We start from the raw sequence: 26,528 nt of genomic DNA, 5'->3' as shown, positions 1-26,528 counted from the left end.
GGCCCGCTCGTGCCCGACGGTGCCCGCCGGGGTGGACCCGCCGCGGCCGGACGGCCCGACGCTTGCTAGGCTTGGCGCGCCGCGACTGGCGTAGGTGGACCACCACCGGGGAGCGGCGCATCGGGGCTCAGGCTCCGAGTCGGAACGCCGCGGGTCGAACGCCTGGGCCCTGGGCAGCCACCGCAGTGGTGCGCGCCCGGGACGGAACCGGGACCCCGCGCAGCACCGAGCCGAGGAGCCGCCATGAGTGCCGAGCCCGACGTCCTGAACCAGTCCCTCGCCGAGGTCGACCCGGAGATCGCCGCCGTCCTGGACGGTGAGCTCACCCGTCAGCGCGACACGCTCGAGATGATCGCGAGCGAGAACTTCGTGCCGCGCGCCGTGCTCCAGGCGGCCGGGTCCGTGCTCACCAACAAGTACGCCGAGGGCTACCCGGGCCGCCGCTACTACGGCGGCTGCGAGCAGGTCGACATCGCCGAGAACCTCGCGATCGTCCGGGCCAAGGAGCTGTTCGGCGCCGAGCACGCGAACGTCCAGCCGCACTCGGGCGCCACCGCGAACGCCGCCGTGCTGCACGCGCTCGCCACGGCCGGCGACCGGATCCTCGGCCTCGAGCTCGCGCACGGCGGCCACCTGACGCATGGCATGAAGATCAACTTCTCGGGCCGGCTGTACGACGTCGCGGCCTACGGCGTGGACCCGAGCACGTTCCTGATCGACATGGACGCCGTGCGCAAGGCCGCGCACGAGCACGAGCCCGAGGTGATCATCGCCGGCTGGTCGGCCTACCCCCGCCAGCTCGACTTCGCAGCCTTCCGGGAGATCGCCGACGAGGTCGGCGCCAAGCTCTGGGTCGACATGGCCCACTTCGCCGGTCTGGTCGCCGCGGGCCTGCACCCGAGCCCGGTGCCGTACGCCGACGTCGTGTCGTCCACGGTGCACAAGACGATCGGCGGCCCCCGGTCCGGCTTCATCCTGGCCAAGGAGGAGTGGGCGAAGAAGATCGACTCCGCGGTGTTCCCCGGGCAGCAGGGCGGCCCGCTGATGCACGTGGTCGCGGCCAAGGCGGTGGCGTTCAAGATCGCCGCGACCGACGGCTTCAAGGACCGCCAGCAGCGCACGGTCGAGGGCGCGGCGATCATCGCCGAGCGGCTCAACCGTCCGGACGTCGAGGCCGCCGGGGTCTCGGTCCTCACCGGCGGCACCGACGTGCACCTGGTGCTCGTCGACCTGCGGCGCAGCGCGCTGGACGGTCAGCAGGCCGAGGACCTGCTGCACGAGGCGGGCATCACGGTGAACCGCAACGCGGTGCCGTTCGACCCGCGCCCGCCGCGCGTGACCTCGGGTCTGCGGATCGGCACGCCGGCGCTCGCGACCCGCGGCTTCGGCGCGGAGGAGTTCACCGAGGTCGCCGACATCATCGCCACCGCGCTGATCGACGGCGCCACGGCGGACGTCGAGGCCCTGCGCGCGCGGGTCGAGAAGCTGACCTCGGCCTTCCCGCTCTACCCCGGCCTGGCTCAGTGAGCGAGGCGGCCACGGCACAGGTCCTCGACGGCAAGGCGACCGCGGCTGCGATCAAGGCCGAGCTCGCCGACCGGGTCGTCGCCCTCCGGGCTCGGGGGGTCACCCCCGGGCTCGGCACCGTGCTCGTCGGCGACGACCCCGGTTCGCACGCCTACGTCGCCGGCAAGCACCGGGACTGTGCCGAGGTCGGCATCGCGTCGATCCGCGTCGACCTGCCGACCGACGCGTCCCAGGCCGACGTGGAGGCGGCGATCGACCGGCTCAACGCGGATCCGGCGTGCACCGGCTACATCGTGCAGCTCCCGCTGCCCGCCGGGATGGACACCAACGCGGTGCTCGAGCGGATCGACCCGGCGAAGGACGCCGACGGTCTGCACCCCACGAACCTCGGGCGGCTGGTGCTGCGGGTGTCCGAGCCGATCACCTCGCCGCTGCCGTGCACGCCGCGCGGAATCCTCGAGCTCATGGCGCGCTACGGCCTGAGCGTCGCGGGCAAGCACGTGGTGGTGCTCGGTCGGGGGACCACGGTGGGTCGGTCCATCGGGCTGCTGCTGACCCGGCGGGAGCACAACGCGACGGTCACGCTCACCCACACCGGTACCCGCGACCTGCCCGAGCACCTGCGACGGGCCGACGTCGTGGTGGCTGCGGCCGGTGTGCCGGGCCTGGTGCGCGCGGACGACGTCAAGCCCGGTGCGGTGGTGCTGGACGTGGGTGTGTCGCGGAGCGTCGACGCGGAGACGGGCAAGGCCCGCCTGGTGGGCGACGTCGACCCGGCCGTCGCGCAGGTCGCGGCGTGGGTGTCGCCCAACCCTGGTGGGGTGGGCCCGATGACCCGCGCCATGCTGCTGGCCAATGTGGTGGAGATGGCCGAACGGGCCTGAACCCTGGAAGCGCAGATGTGACGCAGATCACACTATTTCACCCTCAAGGTCTGCCCCGCGCGTGCCGTAAACCATGACAGAAGCCCTCCATCGGATGATCCGGTCGGGGGCTTCCGTCATACCCGCGGCCGTTTCTGCTCCGGGCGACGCCGGGGAGGCGGGGCGCTCCCGGCGCTCCGGGCCGTCAGTCTCGCGGCGACAGCAGGCCGGCGAGCTCGTCGAGCGCCTCGGTCACCACGGAGTAGTACGCCCACGTCGCGCGCTTCTCGCGGGTGACCAGGCCGGCCTGCTGCAGGACCTTGAGGTGGTGCGAGACGGTCGGCTGGGACAGGCCGAGCGGCGCGGTGAGGTCGCAGACGCAGGCCTCGTGCTCGGCGGCGTTGGCGAGCAGCGAGACCAGTCGGAGCCGCGCCGGGTCGGCGAGCGCCTTGAGTCGGGCGGCGAGCACGGCGGCCTGCTCGGCGTCGAGCAGCTCCTGCGTCACGGGCGCGCAGCACATCTCGGCCGGTCCGGTCGGCGTGGGGGCGATCGGGAGCGGGCTGCGCTGGAGCGTGAGGTCGGCCACGGCTCGATCATGCCATATATCGATGAGCATCTCTATTGACAGACGTCGATGCTTGCTCGACAGTAGGCGTGCCGGCCGAGCGGTCGGCGTACGACATGGAGGTGGACGGTGAGCGAGGACATCACGACGCAGGTGCGCGAGCACTACGCGGCGGCGGCGCTCGCGGTGGGCAGCGGCTGTGGTTGTGGGCCGCAGGTCGACGGCCCGGCGGCCGACGCGAGCTGCTGCGACGACCCGGACTTCGGCGCGACGCGCTACGACCCGGCAGAGACCGCACTGCTGCCGCTCGCCGCGGTCGAGGCGTCGCTCGGCTGCGGCAACCCGATGCTCGTGGCCGACCTGCACGAGGGCGAGCGGGTCCTCGACCTCGGTTCTGGCGGTGGCATCGACGTGCTGCTCTCAGCGCGCCGCGTCGGGCCGAGCGGGAGGGCCTTCGGCGTCGACATGACGCCCGAGATGCTCGAGCTCGCTCGGCGTAACGCGGCGGAGGCCGGGGCCACGAACGTCGAGTTCCGCGAGGGCACCATCGAGGACCTCCCCTTCGGCGACGCAAGCGTCGACGTGGTCATCTCCAACTGTGTGATCAACCTCTCGGCGGACAAGACGGCGGTGCTCGCCGAGGCGTTCCGGGTGCTCGCACCGGGCGGGCGGTTCGGGGTCTCCGACGTGGTCGCCGAGGACCGGCTCAGCCCTGCAGAGCGTGCGGAGCGCGGAAGTCACGTGGGGTGCATCGCCGGCGCGCTGTCCCGCGCGGAGTACCTGGACCTGCTCGGGGGCGTGGGCTTCGTCGACGCCGAGGTCAGGTTCACCCACGAGGTCGCCGACGGGCTGCACGGAGCGCTCGTGCGGGCGCGGCGTCCGGAGCAAGTGTGATGTAGATCACACGTTCGACGACTCAAGGATGTCCGACTTGTCGCCGATGTCCTGTGCGAGAGGCTTCGTCCCGGTTGATCCCGGTTCGAAGCCTCCCGTCATGTCCGGGGCTGTCCGGATTGCGTGAGGCAAGTGTGATGCAGATCACGACTTTCGGGTGTCAAGTATGTCCGATATGGTCCCGATGTCTGATGTGAGGCTTCACCCGGGTCAGCTCGGGAGGAGTCCTCGTCACGAAAAGGCAAACCCGCCGGGAGGCGGGGGCGCAAAGCCAGGGGCCCGTGCGGGTCGCCCAGCTACCGAACGACGAGAGAAGGATCACTGCGATGCAGCAGAACTCTGCCGCCCGTACCGCCGCCAGCTTCGGCGTCGACCAGCTCCTCACGCCGGCCGAGGTCGCCAGCCTCTTCCGGGTGGACCCCAAGACCGTGACCCGGTGGGCGAACGCCGGCAAGATCAACGCCGTGCGCACCCTGGGCGGGCACCGTCGGTTCGCCGAGAGCGAGGTTCGTCGTCTCCTCGGCGTCGTCCCCGGGCAGCGCCTTCTCGCACGCTGATCCTGTCGGCATCCTGAGCGATGCCCGCCCGGTGGCCGTGACCCGGTCCTGACCGGGTCGCCATCCCCCGGCGACCCGCTCCGTCGCGGGTCGGTATGGACGCCCGGACCACCACGTCGGTGGCGTCCGGTTGGATGTCCGGGTGCAGATCGCCTCAGTCAACGTCAACGGTATCCGCGCGGCTTTTCGCCGCGGCATGGCGGACTGGCTCGCCCAGCGGCAGCCGGACGTCCTGCTCCTGCAGGAGGTCCGCGCGCCCGACGAGTCGGTCCGCGACCACCTCGCCGGTTGGCACGTCGCGCACGCCGAGGCGCACGCGAAGGGGCGCTCCGGTGTCGCGGTCGCGAGCCGGCTGCCGGTGTCGGCGGTCCGTGTCGGGCTCGGCGACGAGGACCCGAGCCACAGCGGGCGCTGGATCGAGGCGGACCTGGACCTGCCCGACGGCGTCCTCACCGTCGTGTCGGTGTACGTGCACTCCGGCACGGTGGGGCACCCGTCGATGGACGACAAGCACGTGTTCCTGGCCCGCGTCTCCGATCGCCTGGACGAGCTCGCGGCGTCGGGTCGCCCCGCCGTGGTCGGCGGCGACCTCAACATCACGCACACCGACGCGGACCTGAAGAACTGGAAGGGCAACGTCGGCAAGGCCGGCTGCCTGCCCGAGGAGCGCGCCTGGCTGACGCGGTGGTTCGACGCCGGGTGGGTGGACGTCACCCGCGCCCTCGCCGGTGACGTCTCAGGTCCCTACACCTGGTGGTCCTGGCGCGGGAAGGCGTTCGACAACGACGCCGGGTGGCGGATCGACTACCAGGTGGCGAGCCCTGCGCTCGCGCCGCGCGCGACCGCGGCCGCCGTGGACCGGGCCGAGTCGTACGACCGCAGGTTCTCCGACCACGCGCCGTTGGTCGTCGAGTACGACCTGTGAGGCTCAGCCCGCGAGGCTCCGCGTCCGCCACATCGGCGACAGTGCGACCGGCAGCGCGGCGAGGCCGACCCCCGCGGCTGCCGCCCACAGGGTCGGCGCGATCCCCAGGCGGGTGCCGAGCCAGCCGCCCAGCAGGCCGCCGAGCGGGATCGGACCCCAGACCAGGAACCTGATCGACGCATTCATCCGTCCGAGCAGCGGGGTGGGGCACAGCCGTTGGCGGAAGCTGACCTGTGCGACGTTGTAGACCACCACTGCGAAGAAGAAGACCGCACCTCCGGTCGCAAGGGTGACCGCTGCCGGGATGCCGCGCTCCGCGAGCGGTGCCGCGAGCGGGGTCAGCGCGTAGGCGGGTACCGCCGCCAGGGCGGCCAGGGGGATGATCCGCCCCTCGCCGAGCAGGCGGGACAGTCGGTCGGACGCGACCGCGCCGACGAGCCCGCCGATCGCGGAGGCGGACATCACGGTGCCCAGGGTCGCCTCGTCCAGCCCGAGCGTCCGCAGGATGAAGATCGCGAGGACGGCGCTGCCGATGCCGTTGGAGAGGTTCGAGATCCCGGTGCACGCCACGATCCTGCGCAGCAGCGGGTGGCCCAGCACGAACCGCATGCCCTCGGCGATCTCGGTGCGCAGCGGGCGGCGCTGCTCCCGCGGCGGCAGCTCCTCGGTCATCCGGATCCGGCCGACCGCGAACGCCGAGACCAGGTAGGTGCCGACCGTGCCCAGGATCAGTGCCGGGGTCGCGATCACGCGCAGGAGCACCCCGCCGAGAGCGGGCGCGGCCACCTGGGCGACGGACTGGGTGGCCTGGAGCTTGGAGTTGCCCTCGACCAGGTGCTCGGGCCCGACGAGGCCGGGCAGGTAGCTCTGGTACGCGACGTCGAAGAAGACCGTGGCGGCGCTCATCGCGAGCGCCGCGACGTAGAGCAGCGGCATGCTCGCGTGGCCGGTCAGCGCCGTGACCACGACCACGGTCAGCAGCGCGGCCCGGACCAGGTCGGCGGTGATCAGGGTGCGGCGCTTGCGCATCCGGTCGACCCAGGCGCCGGCCGGCAGGCCGATCACCAGGAAGGCGGCGGTCTCCGCAGCGTTGAGCGTGCCCATCTGCCAGGCCGTCGCGTCGAGGGTCTGCACCGCGAAGATCGGGATCGCGAGCCCGGTGAGCTGAGCGCCGAACTGGCCGAACGTGTCGCCGACCCAGAGCCTGCGGAAGTCGGCGTGGTGGACCAGGGAGCGGCGCGGGCGGGGCTGGGTCCCGGTGGGGGCGTCCGAGCCGGCCGGGTCGGTGTCCGTGGTGCTCGTTCGGGGCGCCGTGGACTCGGTGGTCGCCGGATCCGTCGCGTCGGGTGCCATGTGCTCACTGTGACGACAGTGATTGGGAAATGTCAATCGCTTAGGATGGCGGCATGGCGCAAGATCCGAACGACGAGCCCGCCGGCGCGGTCGACGCGCACGCCGAGGTCGATGCCGACGCTCGGGCGTTGGCGTCGGTGCTCCGGATGCGGATCCTGCGGCTCTGCCTGGACGAGCCGCGCACCAACAAGGAGATCGCGGCCCGGCTCGGCCGGGACCCGGCCACCACGTACCACCACGTCCGCAGGCTCGCCGAGCGCGGCTTCCTCGCCGCCCAGCCCGAGCGGCGCGGAGCGCGGGGGGCTCGAGAGGTCCCGTACCTGGCGACCCGCAAGTCGTGGCGGACCCCGATGCCCGAGGGCGGCAACCGGGTGCTGATCGAGACCCTGCTCGAGGAGATCGGTGAGGCGGACCCCGCGACGGTCCGCACCGCGCGCCTCGGCGTCCGGCTCTCCGCAGAGGCGTTCGCGGAGCTGGAGGAGCAGATCGCGAACCTGCTCACCGAGTACGCCTCGCGGGAGCCGGACGCGGACGGTGTGCCGTACTCGATCTTCATCGCCTATCACGAGGACGCCGCGCGCAAGCCGTCGGGCTCCGACGCCTGACGGGCCCACGGTCGGGCTGCGCGCGGCGCGTCGGGCTGGAGGACGTGCTCGACGCGGTCGGCCTCCGGCGGGAGCCCGACGATCCTGTCGGTGCGGACTGAGACACTGCCTCGTGAGCTGGATCGTGGTCGAGGCGCGCCCCGATGGCGGTGCGTCGCTCCACGAGCTCGCCGACGACGCGGACGTCCCGGGCATGCCGATCCTGCCGCTCGAGGTCGTCTCCCGCGTCGAGGTCCCCGAGGCCGACCTGCCGGCCGAGCTCGCCGCGCGCGAGGCGTCGCACCCGCGGTGGGTGCTCGACGACACCGCGGCACGCTACCCGGCGCTGCTGGCCGCCGGGGTCGGGCTCGAGCGTTGTCACGACCTGCGGCTCTGCCATGCGATCCTGCGGATGTCGGCGGCCTGCGCGGGCTCGGTCCTCGCGACCTCACCGCCCGGTCCCTGGGACGCCCCGCCGGACCACGACGCGTGGCACGAGCCCGACGAGGTGGCCGCGATCCCCACGCTCTTCGACGCCGTGGACGAGGCGGGCGACGGTGTCGGGGTCTCCCCGGTCGGTGGGCCGGCCGGCGTCGACGAGCCGCCGGACCTGCTGGCCGAGCTCGCGCTGCAGCTCGACGCGGTCGCGGGGTCGGCGGGCCCCGGCGGTCTGCGGCTGCTGCTCGCAGCGGAGTCGACCGGGGCGCTGATCGCTGCCGAGATCGCCCACGACGGCCTGCCGTGGGACGTGGCCGAGCACGACCGGGTGCTCACCGCCCTGCTCGGCCCACGCCCGGCGCCCGGGCGCCGCCCTGCCGTGCTCGAGGAGCTGGCCACCCGGGTGCGCACCACGCTGGACGCGCCCGACCTCAACCCGGACTCCCAGCCGCACCTGCTCCAGGCGCTGCGACGAGCCGGCCTGGACGTGGCGAGCACCAGCAGGTACGAGATCTCCGCCCAGCGGCACCCGGTCGTCGAGCCGCTGCTCGCCTACAAGAAGCTCGCCCGGCTGCTGTCCGCGAACGGCTGGACCTGGCTGGACACCTGGGTCCACGACGGCCGCTACCGGCCGGACTACGTGGTCGGCGGGGTCGTCACCGGGCGGTGGGCGAGCCGGGGCAGCGGCGCGCTCCAGCTGCCCGCCCAGGTGCGGTCGGCGGTGCGGGCCGACCCGGGCTGGGCGCTCGTGGTCGCGGACGCCGCCCAGCTCGAACCCCGCGTGCTCGCGGCGATGTCCGGGGACGGCGCGATGGCCGCTGCGGCGCGGGGCGCGGACCTCTACCAGGGGCTCGTCGACGCCGGTGCGGTGGCCACCCGCAAGGAGGCCAAGATCGGCATGCTCGGTGCGATCTACGGCGGCACGACCGGCGTGTCCGGTGCCGTGATGCCGAGGCTCAGCGCCGCGTTCCCGCGCGCGATCGGCCTGGTCGAGTCCGCGGCCCGGGCGGGGGAGCGCGGCGAGGTCGTGAGCACCTGGCTCGGGCGCTCGTCGCCGCCACCGGGCGAACGGTGGTGGGCGGCGAGAGCCGCGGGCACGGGCGAGGGCGCGGATCCGGCCGACGCCGCCGACGCGCGGCGTCGGGCCCGCGACTGGGGCCGGTTCACCCGCAACTTCGTCGTCCAGGGCACTGCCGCCGAGTGGGCGTTGTGCTGGCTCGCGGCGCTGCGCCGGCGCCTGCGTGACCTGCCGGGCCGGCCGCACCTGGTGTACTTCCTGCACGACGAGGTCGTGGTGCACAGCCCGGTCGAGGTCGCGCCGGTGGTCGCGGACGCGGTCCGGGCGGCTGCCGGTGAGGCCGGCCGGCTGCTGTTCGGCGACGGGCCGGTCGAGTTCCCCCTGGACGTCTCGGTGGTGGACTCCTACGACAAGGCGGGATGAGCGCGAGACCTCTCACGCCGCGCCGAGAACGGCCGATGGCAGAGGCATGGACGTCACCAGGGACCCCGGCTACGCCGAGGCGCACGCGAGGATCACGCGCAGCTACGGCGCGCGCTGGGCCGAGCGCTTCGCGTTCCTGGCCCCGCTGATGTTCGAGGACTCCGAAGGTCCGCTGGCCAAGGCGTTCCTGTACGGCTTGGACGCCAAGGCGGCCGGGTCGGCGATGGGTGAGGACATCGCCTGGACCGCGTGCCTCGCGATCGTCGACGAGGTGGCCGCCGGTGTCGTGCACGAAGCCGAGGAGCTTCTCACCACCTGAGTTCAGGCGCCCCCGCGCAGCGCCGCGATCGGTTCGACGCGCGCCGCCTTGAGTGCCGGGTAGGTCCCGGCGAGCAGGCCGATCACACCGCCGAGCAGCGCGGCCGCGAGGGTCACCCAGGTGTCCAGGATCGGCGTCCAGTGCTTGGCCAAGGACACCCCGGCCACCACCCCGACCCCGAGCGTCGCCCCGACCAGCCCACCGAGCAGGCCGATCACCGCCGACTCCACCAGGAACTGCCGGCCGATGTCGGACGTGCGCGCCCCCAGGGCCCGGCGCAGGCCGATCTCCCCGACCCGCTCGCGCACCGAGAGCAGGGTGATGTTCGCGATGCCGAGGCCGCCCACCAGGAGGGCGACCGCACCGAGCGCCAGGAAGATCGCGTTGACGTCCGCCTGGACCTGCGCCCGCACCGCCGGTGCTTCCGGCGGGGTCTGCACGTCGATGGTCTCCGGGTTGTTCGGCGCGAGCGCGACGGGTGCCTGCTCGCCGACCACCGGTCCGGCGCCGACCGCGATGGTCACCTGCGCCTGCTCCAGCGCGCCGAGGCCGAAGTCCGCCCGGGCCGTGCCGACCGGCAGGATCACGGCGTCGAGGAGGTCGGTCCGCCGGGCGAGGTCGTCCACGATGCCCATCACCGTGTAGGCGCGATCACCGATGAACACCGACGGCTGGCTGTCCACCCGGTTGACACCGAGGCGAGTCGCGGCGCGTGAGCCGAGCACGACCACGCGGTCCGCGCGCTCGTCGTGGCCGGCGTCGAACCAGCGTCCGGTGACCACCGTTCCCCGCACGGCCGCCAGCAGACCCGGGGTCGCGGCCACGACGGGAGGCTGGGCGAGCGTCGCGGCGGAGGGGTCGTGCACGGGCACGGTCGTGATCGTGGCGTCCCCGACGTCGACCGAGGCGAGCGCGCCCACCTGCTCGACCCCTGCCAGCCGTCCGAGCCGGTCCTCGACGTCCCACGGGATGCGACCGGTGGCGCGCTGCCCCGAGGCGCTCTGTGCGGTGGCCGGCTCGACCACCACCTGGGTCGCCGCGACCGCGTCGAACTGCCGGGAGATCTGACCGGCCGCGGTCTGGGCGAGACCGATCGTGACGACGAGCGAGCCGATCCCCAGCACCGTCCCGAGCACGGTGAGCACGAGCCGGCCGGGGCGCGCGGCGATCCCGTAGGCCGACTCGGCGAGCAGGTCACGCAGCCCGAACCGGTCCATCGCGGACCCACGTGGGACCACGCGCCGGGTCCCGCGCGCAGCGTGCCGCTCGCGCACCGCCGGCAGACGCAGACGCGGGACCCTCACGAAGCCTCCCTCAGCGTGCCGTCGGCGATCCGGACCCGCCGACGGGCTCGGGCCGAGACCGCGGAGTCGTGGGTGATCACGACGAGTGTCAGGCCGTCGGCGTGCAGCTCGTCGAACAGGTCGAGCACGCCTGCGGTGGTGGTGGAGTCGAGGTTGCCGGTTGGCTCGTCGGCGAGCAGCACCTGGGGTGCGGCGATCACGGCGCGCGCGACCGCGACCCGCTGGCGCTCACCCCCGGACAGCACGGCCGGGCTGAAGTCGAGGCGGTTCGACAGCCCCACGCGCTCGAGCGCGGCGTGCGCCCGCTCGTGCCGTTCGCGCCGTGGCACCCCCGAGTAGAGCGTGGCGAGCAGCACGTTCTCCAGGACGGTGCGGTGCGGGAGCAGGTGGAAGGACTGGAAGACGAAGCCGATCCGGCCGCCACGCACGGTCGCGCGGTCGTCCTCGCTGAGCGTGCCGGTGTCCAGACCGTCGAGCAGGTAGCTGCCACCGGTCGGCCGGTCCAGCAGCCCGAGCAGGTTCAGCAGCGTGGACTTGCCCGAGCCGCTCGGGCCGACCACCGAGACGTAGTCGCCACGCTCGACCACGAGGTCGGTCGGACGCAGCGCCTGCACCGGGGTGTGGCCGGAGAACGTCCGGCTCGCCTGCCGCAGCTCGATCACCGCGGGGACGCTCATCGCTCAGCCCTCGTCGGACGTGGTGTCGTCGCCGGCGGTGCCCGCGCCGGTGCCGACCACCACGAGGTCGCCCGCGGCGAGCGACCCGTCGCCGGTCGCGGACACCTCGACGAACCCGTCCGCGGCCAGCCCGGTCGCGACCGTGACGAGAGTCGTGGACGAACCGTGCGCCACCTCGACCCGGGCCTCGCCGCCGGGCCCCGCGGTCAGCGCCGCGGCCGGGACCGCCAGCACCTCGCCGTCGGTCGCTGACACCGGGACCGTGATCCGGACGTTCGCGCCCTGCAGCTCCTGCCGCTGGTCCTCGGTGAGCTCGCCCGGCACCACCACGACGCGGGTCCGCCCGGCCTCGGCAGCGGCGTCGGCCCCGCCGCCGACGGTCTGGACGGTGCCGGGGACCTCGTCGCCGCCGGGCAGCGCGATGGCCACGTCGCTGCCCTCGACGACGAGTGCGGCGTCGGTGTCGGCGACCATGCCCTCGATCTGGAGCGTCGCGCCGGACACGCTCATCACCGGCGTCCCGGCGACGATCGCGCCGCGCTGCACCGACACCGCGTCGACCCGGCGCGGGGTGGCCGGCAGGTAGACGATCTCGCTCGCGGGCAGCGGGGTGAGCTCGGCGAGCCGTGCGTCGGAGAGCCGTGATCGCGCCGTGGCGAGGCCGCGCTGGGCCTCGTCGAGCGCTGCGCGCTGCGCGGCGACGTCGGCCGGTGCCTGTGCTGCGGCGAGGTCGGCGCGGGCGGCGTCGAGGTCGCCGCGGGCCGCGACGACCTCTGAGTTGAGGCACGCGTCGGGGTCGGCGCTGCAGGCGGTCGTCGCCTCGTCGAGCCGGGCCTGCGCGGTGTCGACCGCGGCCTGGAGCCGGACCCGCTCGGGCTCGCCCAGCCCCGAACCGGCCGCATCGAGCTCCCGCTGTGCGGCGCTGACCTGCTGCTCGGCCGCACGAACCTCGTCGGCGGCGGCGTCGGCCGCCGCGTCGGCCTCGTCGCCGGCTGCGGGTGCGGGGTAGCCGACCCGTTCGTACAGGGCACGGACCGCGGCGGCGGTCTGCGCGTCGTAGCCGGTCGCGGGGTCGCCGGCGTCGAGCCCGAGCGCGGCCAGTGCTTCCTTGAGCTGTCGGACGTCCGGGCCGGAGCCCCCGGCGCGGAGCGTCCGGTAGACCGGCAGGTCGCCCCCGAGCAGGATCACCGGGCGGCCGGTGACCTCGAGGATCACCGAGCCGGCCTCGATCGTGGAACCGACCTCGGGAACCTGCCCGGTGACGACGGCGGGACCGCCGAGGTCGCCGGTCTCGATCGTCACGTCCAGCGGGTCCTCGTAGATCGCGTCGCCACGCAGGACGACCTCGTTCGACAGCGTGCGCTCCTCGACCGGCACCGTGATCGGGCCCGCCTCGGGCGGCGCGGCCTGCGCAGCGGCCTCGGCGGGGGAGACGATCAGGTGGCTCAGCGCGAGACCGGCGCCCAGGCTGACCACCGCGGTCGCGGCGACGACCGCCAGGGTCCGACCGGGAGTCGGCGCCATCAGGAGGTCTGCTCGGTCATCGTGGCCTTGTACGCCTCGAGCGCGTCGCGGTGGCTGTCGACGAACTCCTGCTCGTACTCGTTCTGGACCTCGGTCTGCAGGCTCGTGACGTCGGCGTCGTCACGGCAGGTGTAGTCCGCGGTCGCCATGGCGATCTCGGTGTCGGTCAGCGCGGCCTGCTCGCCCTGGACCTGGTCCTCGACGGCGGCCCAGTCGTCCTCGGTCGCGGTCTCGGGGTCGAGGTCCGCGTACGCGTCGTCCCACAGGGCGTTCACCTGGTCGGAGATCTGGTTCTGCGGGTCGTCGAAGCTCGCCATGCCCGGGTATCCGGCGTCGGCCATGCAGGAGGCCCAGCCGGCGACGGCCTCGGCCATCCGCGGGTCGTCCTGGACCGCCTGCCACATGGCGTCCATGTCGTCCCAGAGCGCCTGGAACTGGTCGCTGTCGACCGCGTCGCCGCCCTCGTAGACCTCGTGCTGCGCGGCGCCCTGGCAGCCGTTGTCCTCCCAGTTGTACTCGATCTCCTCGCCGTCCTCGACCTCCTCGTACTGGCTCTGGTCGCCGTACAGCGCGGTGTAGTACGCCTGCTGCTCGGTCTCGGACATCGCCGCGACGTAGTCCTCGTTCGGGTCGACCCACTCCTGGGCCTCCTCGGGGCTCTCCTCGGTCATGGTGCCCCAGGGGTCGGTGGTGATGGCGTAGCCGTACTGCTCGGCGAACTCGAGGGTGCCCCACTCGACGTCCAGGTCGTCGCTGCTGTACGAGATGCCCTGGGACTGGTCGACCGGCGTGTACTCGAAGCCCTGCTCGGCCATGCACTGTGCGACGAGCTCCTCGACCTGCATCGCGTCGCGGTTGGCGGCCTCCTCGTCGTAGCTGCCCATCGCGTCGGCGAAGAACGCCTCCAGTGGACCGGCGGTGCTCGGCGACGCCGCCGGGGTGCCCGAGCACCCGGCGAGGGCCAGCGCGGAGCAGGCCAGCACGAGGCCGGCGACAGGACGGGAAAGAGACATCGGGGGGTGCCTTCCGCTCGGAGTCGTCGCGAAGGCAGCCGCGGTCCCACGGGCGGACGGGCCGGCCCGGTGGGATCGATCTCGGGGTCACCGAACGGTGACTCCGCGCCCCCTGCGCGTGCGTCCCTCGATCGGGTCGGGACGCTGGGTGGATCCTGTCAGCCGAGGGCGGTCACGACGTGAGTACTTCGGGCATCCCGCGCGCGTGTCTGGTGTGAACTGCGTCACAGAGGCGCGTGACGTGCCGGTCGAGGCCTCCGCGCCTCGTGCGGACCTCAGATGTCGCGAGCCGCGGGCCCGGCTGCGTCGGCGACCAGGAAGGCCGGCGGCGCGTAGCCGCGGTCCGCGAAGCTCTGCTCGACGGCCGTCGTCACCGCAGCGACCAGGTCCACCGGCACGAGGGCGATCGCCGAACCGCCGAACCCACCACCGGTCATCCGCGCGCCGAGCGCCCCGGCGCCCCGTGCCGCTTCGACGGTCGCGTCCAGCTCCGGGCAGGACACCTCGTAGTCGTCGCGCAGCGAGGCGTGCGAGGCGTCCATGAGCGGCCCGACCTCGGCCACCCGGTCCGACTGGAGCAGCTCGACGAACTGCTCGACCCGGGCGATCTCGGTCACGACGTGCCGGACCCGGGCGCGCAGCACCGCGGGCTCGGCGGACCCGCCGCCGGACAGCGGCAGGGGAGCGTCCAGGCGCGCGAGCGCGTCGTCCAGCGCCGCAGGGTCCACCTCGCGCAGCGTCGCGACCCCGAGGTGGGCCGCAGCCGCGTCGCAGGTCGCGCGCCGGTTCGCGTACTGCCCGTCGGCGAGCTGGTGCGGCGCCTTGGTGTCGACCACGAGAAGTGCGAGGCCGTGCGCCGCCAGGTCGAACGGCAGGTGGCGCACCGAGCCGTCCCGGGTGTCGTACAGCAGGGCGTGCCCCGCCGAGGCGCGCAGGGACGAGGTCTGGTCCATGCCGCCGGTCATCGCGCCGGCGATCTCGTTCTCCGCGCGGATGCACGCCTGCGCCAGCCGGGCGCGTCCCGGGTCGTCGTCGGCGAGCCCGATCCCGTACAGCTCGTCCAGGCCGACCGCGACCGCGGACTCCAGGGCGGCGGACGAGGACAGGCCGGCGCCGTAGGGGACGCACGAGTCGACCGCCGCGGCGAACCCGCCGACGGTCGCGCCGTCCTGCGCGAGGGACCAGGCGACCCCTGCGACGTACGCGGCCCAACCCGGCACGCGCCCCGGACCGACGTCGGCGAGGGCGCCGCGCCAGCCGCCCGACGACTCCTGCGCGGAGGCCAGGGCGATCGCGTCACCGGCGGTGCGGGCCATCGCGACGTAGGTGCGGTGCGGCAGGTCGATCGGCAGGCAGAGGCCGCCGTTGTAGTCGGTGTGCTCGCCGATCAGGTTCACCCGGCCCGGAGCCGACCAGACCCCGTCGGGCTCGGCGCCGAACTCGGCGCGGAAGGCCTCGGTCGCGCGGCGCGCGCCCTCGGCGACGTCCCAGGCGCGGACGCGGTGCGTGGTCATGCGAGCTCCTTGAGACGTGCGGCGACGCGTTCGGGGGTGGTGTCGGAGATCCAGGACGCCATGCCGGACTCGACGCCGGCGAGGTACTTGAGCTTGCCGGGCGCGCGGCGGACCGACAGCAGCTGCAGGTGCAGGCGGCCGAGCTCGCGGCCCTCGCCCACCACGGCCTGGTGCCAGCCCGCGATGTACGGCAGCGGGATCGGCGCGCCGTCGTCGGGGTCGACGAAGAACCGGTCGAGGCGTCGCAGCAGGCCCAGGTAGGTGATCGCGAGGTCGTCCCGCTCGTCGTCGGTGAGGCCCGGCAGGTCGAGCACGTCGCGGCGCGGCGCGAGGTGCACCTCGACCGGCCAGCGCGCCGCGGCCGGCACGTAGGCGACCCAGTGCTCCGACTCGGCGACCACCCGGGTCCCAACGCGCAGCTCGGCGTCGAGCACATCGCGCAGCAGGCTCCGGCCGGTCCGCTCGCGGTGCTCGGCGGCGCGGTCGAGCATCGCCCGGGTCCGCGGCGTGACGTAGGGGAAGGCGTAGATCTGCCCGTGCGGGTGGGGGAGGGTGACGCCGATCTCCGGGCCGCGGTTCTCGAACGCGAAGACCTGCTCGATCCCGGGCAGCGCGGACAGCTCGGCGGTGCGGTCCGCCCAGGCCTCGATGATCGTGCGGACCCGGTGCGGGGTGAGGTCGGCGAACGACGCGGTGTGGTCGGACGAGAAGCAGACCACCTCGCACCGGCCGGCAGCGGGCCGGGCCTGCCAGATGTCCTCGCCGTCGACCGCCCAGGGCGCGTCGCCGGCCCCGGGCAGCTGCATCAGCGCCGGGAACCGGTTCTCGAACACGACGACGTCGTACGCGGTGTCCGGGACCTCGCCGTCGGAGTAGCCGCTGCCCGACTCCCCGGTGCGCGCCGGGCACAACGGGCAGGCGTCCGCGGCCGGCAGGAACGTGCGGTTCATCCGGTGGCTCGCCATCGGGATCCAGTCGCCGGTGAGCGGGTCGAGGCGCATCTCGGGCCCGGTGACCGGGGCCGTGGTGCCGTCCGGCTGGGGGATCGGCGCGAACCGGTCGGGCAGCGGCCGGGGGTCGTCCAGCCTGCGGGTGGCCTCACCGGTGGAGTACGGCGGGGTGTCGTCGTAGTAGAAGAGGTCGCGGCCGTCGGCGAGCGTCGTCGCGGTGCGTCGAACGGACATGTCAGTCTCCTGCGGGGGCGAGCACGACCTCCAGGCCGTGCAGGGTGTCGAGGTCGAGGTTGTCCGGCAGCGCGTCGGTCACCAGCACGTCCACGTCGGACAGGTCGGCGATCCGGCTGAGCCCGGTCTCGGCCCACTTGGTGTGGTCGGCGAGCACCACGAGGCGTGCGGCGGCGGCGACCATCGCGCGGTCGGTCTCCGCCTCGAGGAGGTTCGGGGTGGTCAGACCGCCTTCGACGTCGATGCCGTGCACACCGAGGAAGGCCAGGTCGACCCGGAGGCCGACGAGCGCCTGGGTCGCGAGCGGGCCGACGAGCGCGTCCGACGGGGTGCGCACGCCCCCGGTGAGCACGACCGTGAGCCCGTGGTCGTCGGGGCGGTGCAACGCCTCGGCCGCGGGCAGCGAGTTGGTCACGACTGTGAGCGGCCGCACGTCGCTGTCCGCGAGCAGCCGGGCCAACAGGTGCGTGGTGGTGCCGGCGGACAGGGCGATCGCGCTGCCGGGGCGCACCAGGTCGATGGCGGCCCGCGCGATCGCGGCCTTCTCGGCCCCGGCGAGCGAGCTCTTGGCGCGGAAGCCGGGCTCGTGCGCGGCGCGCCGGGCATCGACCGCGCCACCGTGCACCCGGCGGACCAGACCGCGCCGCGCCAGCTCGGCGATGTCGCGCCGGATCGTCATGTCCGAGACGTCGAGGTCCACGACCAGGTCGGCGACCCGGACGGCGCCGTGCTCCTGGACCTGCCCGAGGATGACGTCCTGGCGCTGCGACGCGAGCATGCGAACATGGTCCGCCAGAATCAAACAAAAGTCAACATGTGCGGGCACGCCGTTCCGACCGGCCGGTCGGCCCCGGCCGCGTGCTGTCGACCTGCGCCGGCCGCCGCACCCGCCGACCGGGCCGCAGCCCGGGTCTCAGTGCGTCAGCGGCGTGATGCCCAGGGACTTGCCGGCCAGGCCGCGCGACCGGGCCGCGAGAGTCTCCGCGACCGTGCGCAGCGCCTGCGCGGCGGGGCTGTCCGGCTCGGACAGGACCACCGGGGTCCCGGCGTCGCCCGCAGCCCGCACCGAGGTCTGCATGGGCACCTGCGCCAGCAGCGGCACCGAGGTGCCGGTGACCGTCGACAGGTTGGCGGCGACCATCTCGCCACCGCCCGAGCCGAAGACCTCGACCCGCGTGCCGTCCGGGGTCTCGAACCAGGACATGTTCTCCAGCACGCCGACCACGTGCTGGCGGGTCTGGCTCGCGATCGACCCCGCCCGCTCGGCGACCTCGGCCGCGGCGGACTGCGGTGTGGTGACGACGAGGATCTCGCTGTTCGGCAGCAGCTGCGCCACCGAGATCGCGATGTCGCCGGTCCCCGGGGGCAGGTCGAGCAGCAGCACGTCCAGGTCGCCCCAGAACACGTCCGAGAGGAACTGCTCGAGCGCGCGGTGCAGCATCGGCCCGCGCCACACCACGGGCTGGCCGGGCGGCACGAACATGCCGATCGAGATCACCTTCACGCCGTGCGCGATGGGCGGCAGGATCATGTCGTCGACCTTGGTCGGCGCACGGTCCACGCCGAGCATGCGCGGCACCGAGAAGCCGTACACGTCCGCGTCCACGACGCCCACGTTGAGGCCGTCGGCCGCCATCGCGGCCGCGAGGTTCGAGGTCACCGAGGACTTGCCGACCCCACCCTTGCCCGAGGCGATCGCGTAGACCTTGGTGAGGCTGTTCGGCTGCGCGAACGGGATCACCGGGGTCGGTCCGCCGCGCAGCTGGGTGCGCAGCGCCTCGCGTTGCTCCGGCGTCATGACGCCCATCTGGACCTCGACGCTCGCCACCCCGTCGAGCTCGCCGACCGCCGCGGTGATGTCCCGCGTGAGCGTGTCGCGCAACGGGCAGCCCGCGGTCGTCAGGTCGATGCCCACGACCACAGCGCCCGCGTCGACGTCGACCGAGCGGACCATGCCCAGGTCGGTGATCGGACGCCGGATCTCCGGGTCGAGGACGGTGTGCAGGGCGGAGCGGACGGCGTCGACAGTCGGCATGGGGGCCATCCTAGGTCGGGCTCCGGGGAGGCTCGTGGGCCCGAGGGCGTACCGCCAGGGGTATGGGTGGAACGTGCTCAGGCGGGTGGGGCCTCGTCCGGACCGGGCTCGGGCTCGTCCCTCGCCTCGAGGTCCTCCAGGAGGTTCCGGAGCTCGGAGCGGACGAAGTCGCGGGTCGCGACCTCGGACACGGCGATGCGCAGTGCGGCGATCTCACGGGCGAGGTACTCGGTGTCGGCGAGCGACCGCTCCGCGCGTTGGCGGTCCTGCTCGAGTGCTACCCGGTCCCGGTCGTCCTGGCGGTTCTGCGCGAGCAGGATCAGCGGTGCGGCGTAGGACGCCTGCACCGAGAAGAACAGGTTGAGCAGGATGAACGGGTACGGGTCCCAGCGCAGGCCCCACAGCGCCACGGCGTTGAGCACGACCCACACGAAGACGAAAGCCGTCATGTAGAGCAGGAAGCGTCCTGTGCCCATGAACCGGGCGAACGCTTCCGCACCCCGGCCGACGACGTCAGGGTCCAGGCGCGGGCGCCATGAGCGACCGCTCTCCTTGGGCTGGTCCAGGCGGTCAGGCACGGCCGGCCTCCCGCTGCTCCTCCATCGCCCGGTCGGCTTCCTCCGGCTCGGCCTCGCGCCAGTCCTCCGGCAGCAGGTGGTCGAGCACGTCGTCGACGCTGACCGCGCCGAGCAGGCGCTTGGCGTCGTCGATCACCGGCAGGGCGAGCAGGTTGTACGTCGCCAGCAGCCGCGTCACGGTGGACAGGGGGGCGTCGGCCGGCACGGCCTCGATCTCGGTGTCGAGCAGCCCGCCGATCGGGTCGTGCGGCGCCTCGCGCAGCAGCCGCTGGATGTGCACCACGCCGAGGAACCGGCCGGTCGGGGTCTCCAGCGGCGGGCGGACGACGAACACCATCGACGCCAGCGCCGGTGTGAGGTCCTGGCGCCGCACGTGCGCCAGCGCCTGTGCGATCGGGGTCTCCGGGCCGAGCACGACAGGCTCGGTCGTCATCAGGCCGCCGGCGCTCTCGTCGTCGTAGGCGAGCAGGCGGCGGACGTCGCGCGCCTCCTCCGGCTCCATGAGCTCGAGGAGCTCGGTCGCCTTCTCGGTCGGCATCTCGGAGAGCAGGTCCGCGGCGTCGTCGGGCTGCATGGCGTCGAGCACGTCGGCTGCGCGGTCCAGGTCGAGGCCGGTGAGGATCTCGACCTGGTCGTCCTCCGGAAGCTCCTCGAGCACGTCGGCGAGCCGCTCGTTGGGCAGCGCGGCGGCGACCTCGAGCCGACGGGTGTCGGCCATGTCGTGCAGGACGTCGGCGAGGTCGGCCGGCTTGAGGTCCTCGTACGACGCCAGCAGCAGCTCGGCTCCCTGCGCGGCGTTGTCGCCGGCCAGCGACCGTACGTCCCCGGTGTCCACCAGGAACGTCTCGCCGCGTCGCCGGATCAGGCCGCCACCGCCGGCGCCGCGCCGCACGTAGAGCTTGGCGACCAGCCAGTCGCGGTTGCGCTGCTGCTCGATCGCGACGTCGACGATCGTGGCGGGGCCGGAGTCGTCGGAGAGCTCGACCCGGCGGTCGAGGAGCTCGCCGATCACCAGGGTCTCGGTGGGGCGCTGGGTGAACCGGCGCATGTTCAGCAGGCCCGTGGAGATCACCTGGCCGGCGTCGATGCTCGTGATCCGGGTCAGCGGCAGGAAGACGCGGCGGCGCCCGGCGACCTCGACCACGAGCCCGGTGGCGCGCGGCAGGCCCTGCGGGCGGACCAGGACGACGACGTCCCGGACCCGGCCCACCTGGTCGCCGATGGGGTCGAAGACGGCGGTCCCGGCCAGGCGCGCAGCAAAGACCCGGGTGCTCACGGCTGTCAGGGTAACCGTGGCCGTGCTGGGCGGCCCGGTGCCGCACCGCACGGGGTGGGCCGGGTTCGCCCGGTGCCGTGCTGGGGGCGCCGCGCAGCTCCGCGGGTGCACGCGTACGGGCGGCGCGGAGCGCGCTCCGAGGATCCGCTCAGCGGGCGCCCAGCGGATACCGTGCGATCGTCCAGCGGATCGGGGGACAATCGACTCATGTCGAGCTCCGTTCGCCCTCCGGTCCTGCCGACGCTGCCCCACGGTGAGCAGATCGCGGCCTACGCGACGTACCTCGAGGCGCAGAAGGCCGTGGACCTGCTGTCCGACAAGGCCTTCCCGGTGCAGCACGTGACGATCGTCGGCACCGACCTGCGGATGGTCGAGCGGATCACGGGGCGCCTGACCTACTCGCGGATCGCGATCGGTGGCCTGGCGTCCGGCGCCTGGTTCGGGTTGCTCTTCGGGCTCCTGCTGTCGATGTTCAGCCAGGCCGGCACGCTCCAGCCGATCACGCTCGGCGTCACGCTCGGCGCCGGCTTCGGCATCCTCTTCTCGCTCGCCGCGTACGCGCTCACCGGCCGGAAGCGGGACTTCACGTCGTCCAGCCAGATCGTCGCGACGAGCTATGCGCTGCTCTGCGCGCCCGAGGTCTCGGGCCAGGCTCGGCAGCTGCTGCTCGCCGAGGGCGGTCCCGGCGTCGGCCGCGGGGGGCTCCAGCCGCCGGTCGCGCCGATGACCGGCTCGCCGTCGCAGCCGGGGTACGACCGGCCGACCCCGCCCGGCGCCGGCCCGGTGCCCCCGTCGGGGCCGATGCCGCCGGTCGCCGGCCAGCCGGGTCCGTCGACCCGGCCCGCGCCGCCGACGCAGCCCGCCTCGCCGACGCTGCCGCAGCCCCAGGACACGCCGCCGGCACAGCCGCCGGCACAGCCGCCGGCACAGCCGCCGGCACAGCCGCCGACCCAGGACTCCCCGCGGGCACAGCCCGCGCCGCCGACCCAGGCCGGCCCTCCCCGGCGTGACACGCCGCCGGACCAGCCGCCCGCCCAGCCGCCCACGCCCCCGACGCAGCCGCCGGCCGGACCTCAGTCCTGAGACTCGCTGCACCCCGTGTCCGGCTCCCGGACACGGGGTGTCCTGCTCCCGAGAAGGGCTGGCCTCCGTCGATCGCAGAGTGATATCACTTTGCTGTCGATGCGCGTTGCATCCGACACCCGGGTGCGCGGTTGTTCCGCACCATGGATCGCAAGGAGCACCGTCATGTCCGTCGCCGAGCGCGACCTGACCCCCACCACCCGGCCCGTCGGTCGGGACGGCACCGTCGTCGAGATCGCCGAGCGTCGAGCCTGGCAGGCCGACGGCTTCCTCGGCCTGCTGGTCGGCGTCATCTTCGGTGGGCTCGCCGTCTGGATGTTCGTCCTGGCCGAGCAGGCGACCGGGAGCAGCGATGCCTACGCGTTCGGCGGCGTGCTGCTCGCCCTGCTCGCCGCCGTCCAGCTCAGCTCGCTGACCGTCGTCCCGCCGGGCCGCACCCGGGTCGTGCAGTTCTTCGGCCGCTACGTCGGCACGGTCCGCCGGCCTGGCCTGGTCTGGACGGTCCCGCTGAGCACACGCAGGTCGGTGTCGGTGCGGGTCCGCAACTTCGAGACCGCGCGGATGAAGGTCAACGACGCGTCGGGCAACCCGGTCGAGATCGCGGCCATCGTGGTGTGGCAGGTCGCCGACACCGCCAAGGCCAGCTTCGCGGTCGAGGAGTACGACGAGTTCGTCGAGACCCAGTCCGAGGCCGCGGTCCGGCACGTCGCGGGGACCTACCCCTACGACGGTGGCGAGGGCGAGGAGTCGCTCCGCGGCTCGACGGACGCCGTGTCGGGCGAGCTCGCCGAGGAGGTCGCGGCACGCGTGTCGGTGGCCGGCGTGGAGATCGTCGAGACCCGGATCAGCCACCTCGCCTACGCCCCGGAGATCGCTCAGGCGATGCTCCAGCGTCAGCAGGCCAACGCCGTGGTGGCGGCTCGCGCCCGGATCGTCGAGGGTGCGGTCGGCATGGTCGAGATGGCCCTGGAGCGGCTCGAGGAGACCACGAGCATCGAGCTCGACGAGGAGCGGAAGGCCTCGATGGTCTCGAACCTGCTCGTCGTGCTGTGCGGCGACGCGCGGGTCACGCCGGTGGTCAACACCGGGACGCTCTACCAGTGAGTCGCGGCTGATGAGCAAGGACGGCGCCCGGCCGGACGGGGGAGCTCCTCCGCCCGACCGGGCGCCCGCGCCTGCGGACCGGCGGGCCGGCGCGAAGCGGGCGGCCGGCAAGGCTGACGGCAAGGGCGACGGGAAGTACCCGGACGGCAAGCACGCGGGCAGCAAGCGGGCCAAGCGCGACCGCACCGCCATGCTGCTGCGGCTCGACCCTGCCCTGCACGAGGCGTTGACCCGCTGGGCGGCCGACGACCTGCGGTCCACCAACGCGCACGTTGAGTGGCTCCTGCGTCGCGCCTTGAAGGACGCCGGGCGGCTGCCCGAGTGAGGTGACGCCGGGCGGGCCGGTCAGCGGGCCTGCAGGGCCCGCATCCAGGCTTCGACGTCGTCCGGTCGGCGGGGCAGGGCGGAGGAGAGGTTCTCGTTGCCGTCCGCGGTGATCAGCACGTCGTCCTCGATCCGTACCCCGATGCCGCGGTACTCCTCCGGCACGGCGAGGTCGTCCGCCTTGAAGTAGAGCCCGGGCTCGATCGTGAAGATCATCCCCGGCTCGAGCACGCCGTCCAGGTACAGCTCGCGGCGGGCCTGCGCGCAGTCGTGCACGTCGAGACCCAGGTGGTGGCTGGTGCCGTGCACCATCCACCTGCGGTGGTACTGGCCCTCGGGGGCGAGCGCCTCCTCGGCCGAGCACGGGAGCAGGCCCCACTCGGCGAGCCGTTCGGCGATGACCTTCATGGCCGCGGCGTGCACGTCGCGGAACCTCGCTCCGGGCACGGCTGCGGCGAACGCGGCGTCGGCGGCGTCCAGCACGGCCTGGTACACGCGGCGCTGGACCTCGGAGTAGGTGCCGCTGATCGGCAGGGTGCGGGTGACGTCCGCGGTGTAGAGGCTCTCGGCCTCGACGCCGGCGTCGAGCAGCAGCAGGTCGCCCTCGTGGACCTCGCCGTCGTTGCGGATCCAGTGCAGCGTGGTGGCGTGGTCGCCGGCCGCGGCGATCGTCTCGTAGCCGACCGCGTTGCCCTCCTCGCGGGCGTGACCGTCGAAGACGGCCTCGACGACGCGCTCGCCGCGGCGGTGGGCCACGGCGCGCGGGAGCTCGCGCACCACGCGCTCGAAGCCTGCGACGGTCGCGGCGATCGCGGCCCGCATCTGCTCGACCTCCCACTCGTCCTTGAGGAGGCGCAGCTCGGAGAGCGCCTCGGCGAGGGCGTCGTCGGCCTCGGCCTGCTCGGTGTCGCTCAGCCCGTCGTCGGACCGCGCCGCCTCGACCTGTGCGGTGACCCGGCCGTCGGCCTCGCGCACCACACGGATCCGGACGCCGCCTTCGCCGACGTCCTTGGCGAGCGCGTCGACGAGGTGGTCGAGGTGCTCCACCGGGATGCCGGTCAGGGTCGCGAAGTCCTCGAGGCCGGGTCGTGCGCCGACCCAGAACTCGCCGTACCGCGCGTCGGCGAAGAACTCCTCGGTCTCCCGACCGGCCATCGGCCGCACGTAGAGCACGGCGTCGTGCCCGCCGCCGGCGTCCTCGTCGCGCGGGTGCAGCACGAGCACGGCGTCCGGCTCGAGGTCGATGCCGAGCCCGGTGAGGTGCGCGAACGCGCTGTGCGGGCGGAACCGGTAGTCGGTGTCGTTCGAGCGGGTGACCAGGCCTCCGGCCGGGACGACCAGCCGCTCCCCGGGGAACAGCTCGGAGATCCGGTCGCGCCGGGCGGGCGTGTGGTCGGCCACCGGCGCCCGCGTCACGGACGGACGCCCGCCGCCCCACTGCTCGGTCATGAACTGCCGGAACGCCTCCGAGGTGGGGCGCTGGGAGCGGTTGGAGCCGCGCTCGCCGATCGGCTGGTCCTTGTCCGTGGGTGCCGGGGTGGTGTCATCCGCCATGGGGCCATCGTCGCACCTCTAGGCTGAGACGCTGTGCGCATCGACCTCCACGCCCACTCGGCGGCCTCGGACGGCACCGAGCCGCCGTCGGGGGTGATCGCCTCGGCCGCCGCCGCGGGCTTGGACGTGGTCGCGCTGACCGATCACGACACCACGCGCGGCTGGGCGGAGGCGGCGGTCGCCGCCCGCGAGCACGGTGTCGCCCTCGTGCGCGGTGTCGAGCTGTCCTGCCGGCACGGTGGCCGCAGCCTGCACCTGCTCTCCTACCTGCACGACCCCGAGCACCCGGCCCTGCTGGCCGAGGCGGAGCGGGTGCGTGCGGCCCGACACGAGCGGGCCCGGACGATGGTCGACCTGCTGGCCAAGGACTTCCCGCTGACCTGGGACGACGTCGAGGAGCAGGTCGGCGAGGGTGCCACGGTCGGGCGCCCGCACATCGCCGACGCGCTGGTGGCGCTGGGTGTGGTCGCGGACCGGTCGGCGGCGTTCTCCGAGCTGCTGGCGACCGGGTCGCCGTACTGGGTCCCGCACCACGCGTTGCTGCTCCGGGACGCGATCGGCCTGGTCCTGGAGGCCGGTGGGGTCCCGGTGCTCGCCCACCCCGGGGCGGTCGCGCGCGGCCGAGTGGTGACCGAGACCGAGGTCGCGACGTTCGTCGGGGCCGGGCTGGCGGGCCTCGAGGTGTGGCACCGGGACAACCCGCCCGCCGAGCGGGCCCGGCTGGAGGCGCTCGCGGACCGGTTCGAGCTGCTGGCGACCGGGTCGAGCGACTACCACGGGGCGGGCAAGCCGAATCGTTTGGGTGAGCACCTGACGGACCCGACCGTGCTCGAGCTCATCGAGGGCGCGGGACGGCTGGAGGTGATCCGGTGAGCGACTTCGCTCTGGACTGGCAGCTGCTCGCCGAGGTGTTCGTCACCCTGTTCGTGATCATGGACCCGCCGGGCACCGTGCCGATCTTCCTGGCGCTCACGGGCAGCCTGCAGGACCGGCAACGGCGCAGGGCCGCACGGCAGGCGGTCGCGGTGGCGTTCGGCGTGATCGTCTCGTTCGCGCTGTTCGGCCAGCAGCTGCTCGCCTACATGAACGTCTCGCTGCCCGCGCTGCAGGCATCGGGCGGCCTGCTGCTGCTGCTGGTCGCGATGGAGCTGCTGACCGGCCGGACCGAGGAGCCGAAGCCGTCCGCCACCGGCGCCAACGTCGCGATGGTGCCGCTCGGGACTCCGCTGCTCGCCGGTCCGGGCGCGATCGTGGCGACGATGGTCTTCACCCAGCGAGCGGACGAGCCCGGCCAGTGGATCGCGATCGCGCTGGGGATCATCGGCGTGCACGTGTGCCTGTGGCTCGCGATGCGATTCGCGGGCGCGGTGCACCGCGTGCTCAAGGACACCGGCACGACGCTGGTGACCCGGATCTCAGGTCTGCTGCTCGCAGCGATCGCCGTCCAGCTGATCGCTGACGCGATCCGCGCCTTCATCGTCGAGGGCTGAGGCGGCCGGGCAAGGGCTGCCGATCGGGCGGGCCCTGCGGTGACCGTGTTCGCGTTGTCCCTGCCCTGCCCGGCTGATGCCCGGCCCTGTCCTGCCCGGCTGATGCCCGGCCCTGTCCTGCCCGGCTGATGCCCGGCCCTGTCCTGCCCGGCTGATGCCCGGCCCTGTCCTGCCCGGCCGATGCCCGGCCCTGTCCTGCCCGGCCGATGCCCGGCCCCGCCTTGCCCTTGCCGCCCCGGGCCGCGGGTTGAGTGGTGGACCGTCATGACTGCGCAGTGAACCGCCCCGGGTTCAGTGGAGGCTCGGTTCTTTGGTTTCCAGGGTCGTCGAGGTGCTGATCTGACGGTAGTGGTTGGTCTCGTGCTCGCTCGGTGGGATGTCGCCGAGCTCGGTGTGCAGGCG

26 protein-coding genes and 2 riboswitches are annotated in these 26,528 nt (G+C 73.6%); of the genes, 13 read left to right on the top strand and 13 right to left on the bottom strand.

Going from position 1 to position 26,528, the window contains the following annotated elements:
- The first annotated feature begins 71 nt into the window (after positions 1–71).
- Positions 72–175: riboswitch (ZMP/ZTP riboswitch) on the top strand.
- A 68-nt stretch (positions 176–243) separates the two neighbouring features.
- Together glyA and OEB99_RS14040 are read left to right on the top strand one after the other, a co-directional pair.
- Entirely contained in the window at positions 244–1,527 is a 1,284-nt protein-coding gene (glyA, locus tag OEB99_RS14045; RefSeq protein ID WP_263577908.1) for a serine hydroxymethyltransferase, read from the top strand.
- Positions 1,524–2,411 carry a bifunctional methylenetetrahydrofolate dehydrogenase/methenyltetrahydrofolate cyclohydrolase gene (locus OEB99_RS14040; protein WP_263577907.1) on the top strand — a complete coding sequence of 296 codons (888 nt, stop codon included), beginning with the start codon at positions 1,524–1,526 and terminating at the stop codon, positions 2,409–2,411. Before glyA ends, OEB99_RS14040 begins: the two co-directional genes overlap by 4 nt.
- Before the next feature lie 184 nt (positions 2,412–2,595).
- Here OEB99_RS14040 and OEB99_RS14035 read toward each other — a convergent pair whose 3' ends face one another.
- Positions 2,596–2,910, bottom strand: a complete 315-nt coding sequence (locus OEB99_RS14035; protein WP_263578101.1) for an ArsR/SmtB family transcription factor — start codon at positions 2,908–2,910, stop codon at positions 2,596–2,598.
- A gap of 174 nt (positions 2,911–3,084) precedes the next feature.
- Here OEB99_RS14035 and arsM point away from each other — a divergent pair, with 174 nt between their 5' ends.
- The 3 genes from arsM to OEB99_RS14020 all read left to right on the top strand — a co-directional run bounded on the left by arsM (position 3,085) and on the right by OEB99_RS14020 (position 5,331).
- A complete protein-coding gene (gene arsM, locus OEB99_RS14030) occupies positions 3,085–3,849 on the top strand; it encodes an arsenite methyltransferase (RefSeq protein ID WP_263577906.1) in 765 nt (254 codons plus the stop codon).
- A gap of 230 nt (positions 3,850–4,079) precedes the next feature.
- Positions 4,080–4,153: riboswitch (cyclic di-GMP riboswitch) on the top strand.
- Between the two features lie 22 nt (positions 4,154–4,175).
- Complete coding sequence (locus OEB99_RS14025; protein ID WP_263577905.1) at positions 4,176–4,406, top strand: BldC family transcriptional regulator; 231 nt, start codon at positions 4,176–4,178, stop codon at positions 4,404–4,406.
- Between the two features lie 142 nt (positions 4,407–4,548).
- Positions 4,549–5,331 (top strand): exodeoxyribonuclease III, encoded by a 783-nt coding sequence (locus OEB99_RS14020; RefSeq protein ID WP_263577904.1) that lies wholly within the window; start codon positions 4,549–4,551, stop codon positions 5,329–5,331.
- Between the two features lie 3 nt (positions 5,332–5,334).
- On the opposite strand, the gene OEB99_RS14015 is transcribed toward OEB99_RS14020, so the two are convergent.
- Entirely contained in the window at positions 5,335–6,684 is a 1,350-nt protein-coding gene (locus OEB99_RS14015; RefSeq protein WP_263577903.1) for an MFS transporter, read from the bottom strand.
- A 53-nt stretch (positions 6,685–6,737) separates the two neighbouring features.
- On the opposite strand from OEB99_RS14015, the gene OEB99_RS14010 reads away from it, so the two are divergent.
- From OEB99_RS14010 to OEB99_RS14000, 3 genes are all read left to right on the top strand, one after another.
- Positions 6,738–7,289: an ArsR/SmtB family transcription factor gene (locus tag OEB99_RS14010; RefSeq protein WP_263577902.1), complete on the top strand. Its 552-nt coding sequence runs from the start codon at positions 6,738–6,740 to the stop codon at positions 7,287–7,289.
- A gap of 193 nt (positions 7,290–7,482) precedes the next feature.
- A complete protein-coding gene (locus OEB99_RS14005) occupies positions 7,483–9,147 on the top strand; it encodes a bifunctional 3'-5' exonuclease/DNA polymerase (protein WP_263578100.1) in 1,665 nt (554 codons plus the stop codon).
- 46 nt (positions 9,148–9,193) lie between these two features.
- Positions 9,194–9,466: a hypothetical protein gene (locus OEB99_RS14000; protein ID WP_263577901.1), complete on the top strand. Its 273-nt coding sequence runs from the start codon at positions 9,194–9,196 to the stop codon at positions 9,464–9,466.
- 2 nt (positions 9,467–9,468) lie between these two features.
- Here the strand turns inward: OEB99_RS14000 and OEB99_RS13995 are convergent, their stop codons facing one another.
- The 10 genes from OEB99_RS13995 to OEB99_RS13950 all read right to left on the bottom strand — a co-directional run bounded on the left by OEB99_RS13995 (position 9,469) and on the right by OEB99_RS13950 (position 20,580).
- Entirely contained in the window at positions 9,469–10,770 is a 1,302-nt protein-coding gene (locus tag OEB99_RS13995) for an ABC transporter permease (protein WP_318011420.1), read from the bottom strand.
- On the bottom strand, positions 10,767–11,447 hold the full coding sequence (locus OEB99_RS13990) for an ABC transporter ATP-binding protein (protein WP_263577900.1): 681 nt from the start codon (positions 11,445–11,447) through the stop codon (positions 10,767–10,769). Before OEB99_RS13990 ends, OEB99_RS13995 begins: the two co-directional genes overlap by 4 nt.
- A gap of 3 nt (positions 11,448–11,450) precedes the next feature.
- On the bottom strand, positions 11,451–12,971 hold the full coding sequence (locus OEB99_RS13985; protein ID WP_263577899.1) for a peptidoglycan-binding protein: 1,521 nt from the start codon (positions 12,969–12,971) through the stop codon (positions 11,451–11,453).
- Positions 12,971–13,984: a hypothetical protein gene (locus OEB99_RS13980; RefSeq protein ID WP_263577898.1), complete on the bottom strand. Its 1,014-nt coding sequence runs from the start codon at positions 13,982–13,984 to the stop codon at positions 12,971–12,973. The genes OEB99_RS13985 and OEB99_RS13980 overlap by 1 nt, the downstream gene beginning before the upstream one ends.
- Before the next feature lie 275 nt (positions 13,985–14,259).
- Entirely contained in the window at positions 14,260–15,498 is a 1,239-nt protein-coding gene (gene galK, locus OEB99_RS13975; RefSeq protein WP_263577897.1) for a galactokinase, read from the bottom strand.
- A complete protein-coding gene (gene galT / locus OEB99_RS13970; protein ID WP_263577896.1) occupies positions 15,495–16,682 on the bottom strand; it encodes a galactose-1-phosphate uridylyltransferase in 1,188 nt (395 codons plus the stop codon). The genes galK and galT overlap by 4 nt, the downstream gene beginning before the upstream one ends.
- Position 16,683: 1 nt before the next feature.
- Positions 16,684–17,460 (bottom strand): DeoR/GlpR family DNA-binding transcription regulator, encoded by a 777-nt coding sequence (locus tag OEB99_RS13965; protein ID WP_263577895.1) that lies wholly within the window; start codon positions 17,458–17,460, stop codon positions 16,684–16,686.
- A 135-nt stretch (positions 17,461–17,595) separates the two neighbouring features.
- Positions 17,596–18,717, bottom strand: coding sequence for an Mrp/NBP35 family ATP-binding protein (locus OEB99_RS13960; protein WP_263577894.1), 1,122 nt, complete (start codon positions 18,715–18,717; stop codon positions 17,596–17,598).
- 77 nt (positions 18,718–18,794) lie between these two features.
- Complete coding sequence (locus OEB99_RS13955) at positions 18,795–19,295, bottom strand: DUF1003 domain-containing protein (protein WP_263577893.1); 501 nt, start codon at positions 19,293–19,295, stop codon at positions 18,795–18,797.
- Positions 19,288–20,580 carry a magnesium transporter MgtE N-terminal domain-containing protein gene (locus OEB99_RS13950; protein ID WP_263578098.1) on the bottom strand — a complete coding sequence of 431 codons (1,293 nt, stop codon included), beginning with the start codon at positions 20,578–20,580 and terminating at the stop codon, positions 19,288–19,290. Before OEB99_RS13950 ends, OEB99_RS13955 begins: the two co-directional genes overlap by 8 nt.
- A 198-nt stretch (positions 20,581–20,778) precedes the next feature.
- Here OEB99_RS13950 and OEB99_RS13945 point away from each other — a divergent pair, with 198 nt between their 5' ends.
- The 3 genes from OEB99_RS13945 (at position 20,779) to OEB99_RS13935 (ending at position 23,083) form a co-directional block, all read left to right on the top strand.
- The gene (locus OEB99_RS13945; RefSeq protein ID WP_263577892.1) at positions 20,779–21,654 is read left to right on the top strand and encodes a YflT domain-containing protein; all 876 of its coding nucleotides are present in this window, start codon (positions 20,779–20,781) and stop codon (positions 21,652–21,654) included.
- 165 nt (positions 21,655–21,819) lie between these two features.
- Positions 21,820–22,758, top strand: a complete 939-nt coding sequence (locus OEB99_RS13940) for an SPFH domain-containing protein (RefSeq protein ID WP_263577891.1) — start codon at positions 21,820–21,822, stop codon at positions 22,756–22,758.
- A 10-nt stretch (positions 22,759–22,768) separates the two neighbouring features.
- Positions 22,769–23,083, top strand: a complete 315-nt coding sequence (locus OEB99_RS13935) for a type II toxin-antitoxin system antitoxin (protein WP_263577890.1) — start codon at positions 22,769–22,771, stop codon at positions 23,081–23,083.
- 20 nt (positions 23,084–23,103) lie between these two features.
- Here the strand turns inward: OEB99_RS13935 and OEB99_RS13930 are convergent, their stop codons facing one another.
- Positions 23,104–24,636: an aminopeptidase P family protein gene (locus OEB99_RS13930; protein WP_263577889.1), complete on the bottom strand. Its 1,533-nt coding sequence runs from the start codon at positions 24,634–24,636 to the stop codon at positions 23,104–23,106.
- Between the two features lie 33 nt (positions 24,637–24,669).
- Between OEB99_RS13930 and OEB99_RS13925 the strand changes: the two genes are divergently transcribed.
- The gene (locus tag OEB99_RS13925; protein ID WP_263577888.1) at positions 24,670–25,509 is read left to right on the top strand and encodes a PHP domain-containing protein; all 840 of its coding nucleotides are present in this window, start codon (positions 24,670–24,672) and stop codon (positions 25,507–25,509) included.
- Complete coding sequence (locus OEB99_RS13920) at positions 25,506–26,126, top strand: MarC family protein (RefSeq protein WP_263577887.1); 621 nt, start codon at positions 25,506–25,508, stop codon at positions 26,124–26,126. The genes OEB99_RS13925 and OEB99_RS13920 overlap by 4 nt, the downstream gene beginning before the upstream one ends.
- Positions 26,127–26,528: the final 402 nt, after the last annotated feature.

The sequence above is a fragment of the Actinotalea endophytica genome (genome assembly GCF_025717005.1).
Lineage (GTDB): Bacteria > Actinomycetota > Actinomycetes > Actinomycetales > Cellulomonadaceae > Actinotalea.
The sequence above is the reverse complement of the archived record's forward strand: the minus strand, read 5'-3'. Positions and strand labels throughout refer to the sequence as shown.

Coding starts and splice junctions, on each gene's coding strand:
- OEB99_RS14000 (WP_263577901.1), top strand. CDS start 9,194: ATGGACGTCACCAGGGACCCCGGCTACGCCGAGGCGCACGCGAGGATC.
- OEB99_RS13945 (WP_263577892.1), top strand. CDS start 20,779: ATGTCGAGCTCCGTTCGCCCTCCGGTCCTGCCGACGCTGCCCCACGGT.
- OEB99_RS14015 (WP_263577903.1), bottom strand. CDS start 6,684: ATGGCACCCGACGCGACGGATCCGGCGACCACCGAGTCCACGGCGCCC.
- OEB99_RS13940 (WP_263577891.1), top strand. CDS start 21,820: ATGTCCGTCGCCGAGCGCGACCTGACCCCCACCACCCGGCCCGTCGGT.
- galT (WP_263577896.1), bottom strand. CDS start 16,682: ATGTCCGTTCGACGCACCGCGACGACGCTCGCCGACGGCCGCGACCTC.
- OEB99_RS13985 (WP_263577899.1), bottom strand. CDS start 12,971: ATGGCGCCGACTCCCGGTCGGACCCTGGCGGTCGTCGCCGCGACCGCG.
- OEB99_RS13930 (WP_263577889.1), bottom strand. CDS start 24,636: ATGGCGGATGACACCACCCCGGCACCCACGGACAAGGACCAGCCGATC.
- glyA (WP_263577908.1), top strand. CDS start 244: ATGAGTGCCGAGCCCGACGTCCTGAACCAGTCCCTCGCCGAGGTCGAC.
- OEB99_RS14035 (WP_263578101.1), bottom strand. CDS start 2,910: ATGTGCTGCGCGCCCGTGACGCAGGAGCTGCTCGACGCCGAGCAGGCC.
- OEB99_RS13960 (WP_263577894.1), bottom strand. CDS start 18,717: ATGCCGACTGTCGACGCCGTCCGCTCCGCCCTGCACACCGTCCTCGAC.
- OEB99_RS13935 (WP_263577890.1), top strand. CDS start 22,769: ATGAGCAAGGACGGCGCCCGGCCGGACGGGGGAGCTCCTCCGCCCGAC.
- OEB99_RS13965 (WP_263577895.1), bottom strand. CDS start 17,460: ATGCTCGCGTCGCAGCGCCAGGACGTCATCCTCGGGCAGGTCCAGGAG.
- OEB99_RS13980 (WP_263577898.1), bottom strand. CDS start 13,984: ATGTCTCTTTCCCGTCCTGTCGCCGGCCTCGTGCTGGCCTGCTCCGCG.
- OEB99_RS14010 (WP_263577902.1), top strand. CDS start 6,738: ATGGCGCAAGATCCGAACGACGAGCCCGCCGGCGCGGTCGACGCGCAC.
- galK (WP_263577897.1), bottom strand. CDS start 15,498: ATGACCACGCACCGCGTCCGCGCCTGGGACGTCGCCGAGGGCGCGCGC.
- OEB99_RS14025 (WP_263577905.1), top strand. CDS start 4,176: ATGCAGCAGAACTCTGCCGCCCGTACCGCCGCCAGCTTCGGCGTCGAC.
- OEB99_RS13990 (WP_263577900.1), bottom strand. CDS start 11,447: ATGAGCGTCCCCGCGGTGATCGAGCTGCGGCAGGCGAGCCGGACGTTC.
- OEB99_RS14005 (WP_263578100.1), top strand. CDS start 7,483: ATGCCGATCCTGCCGCTCGAGGTCGTCTCCCGCGTCGAGGTCCCCGAG.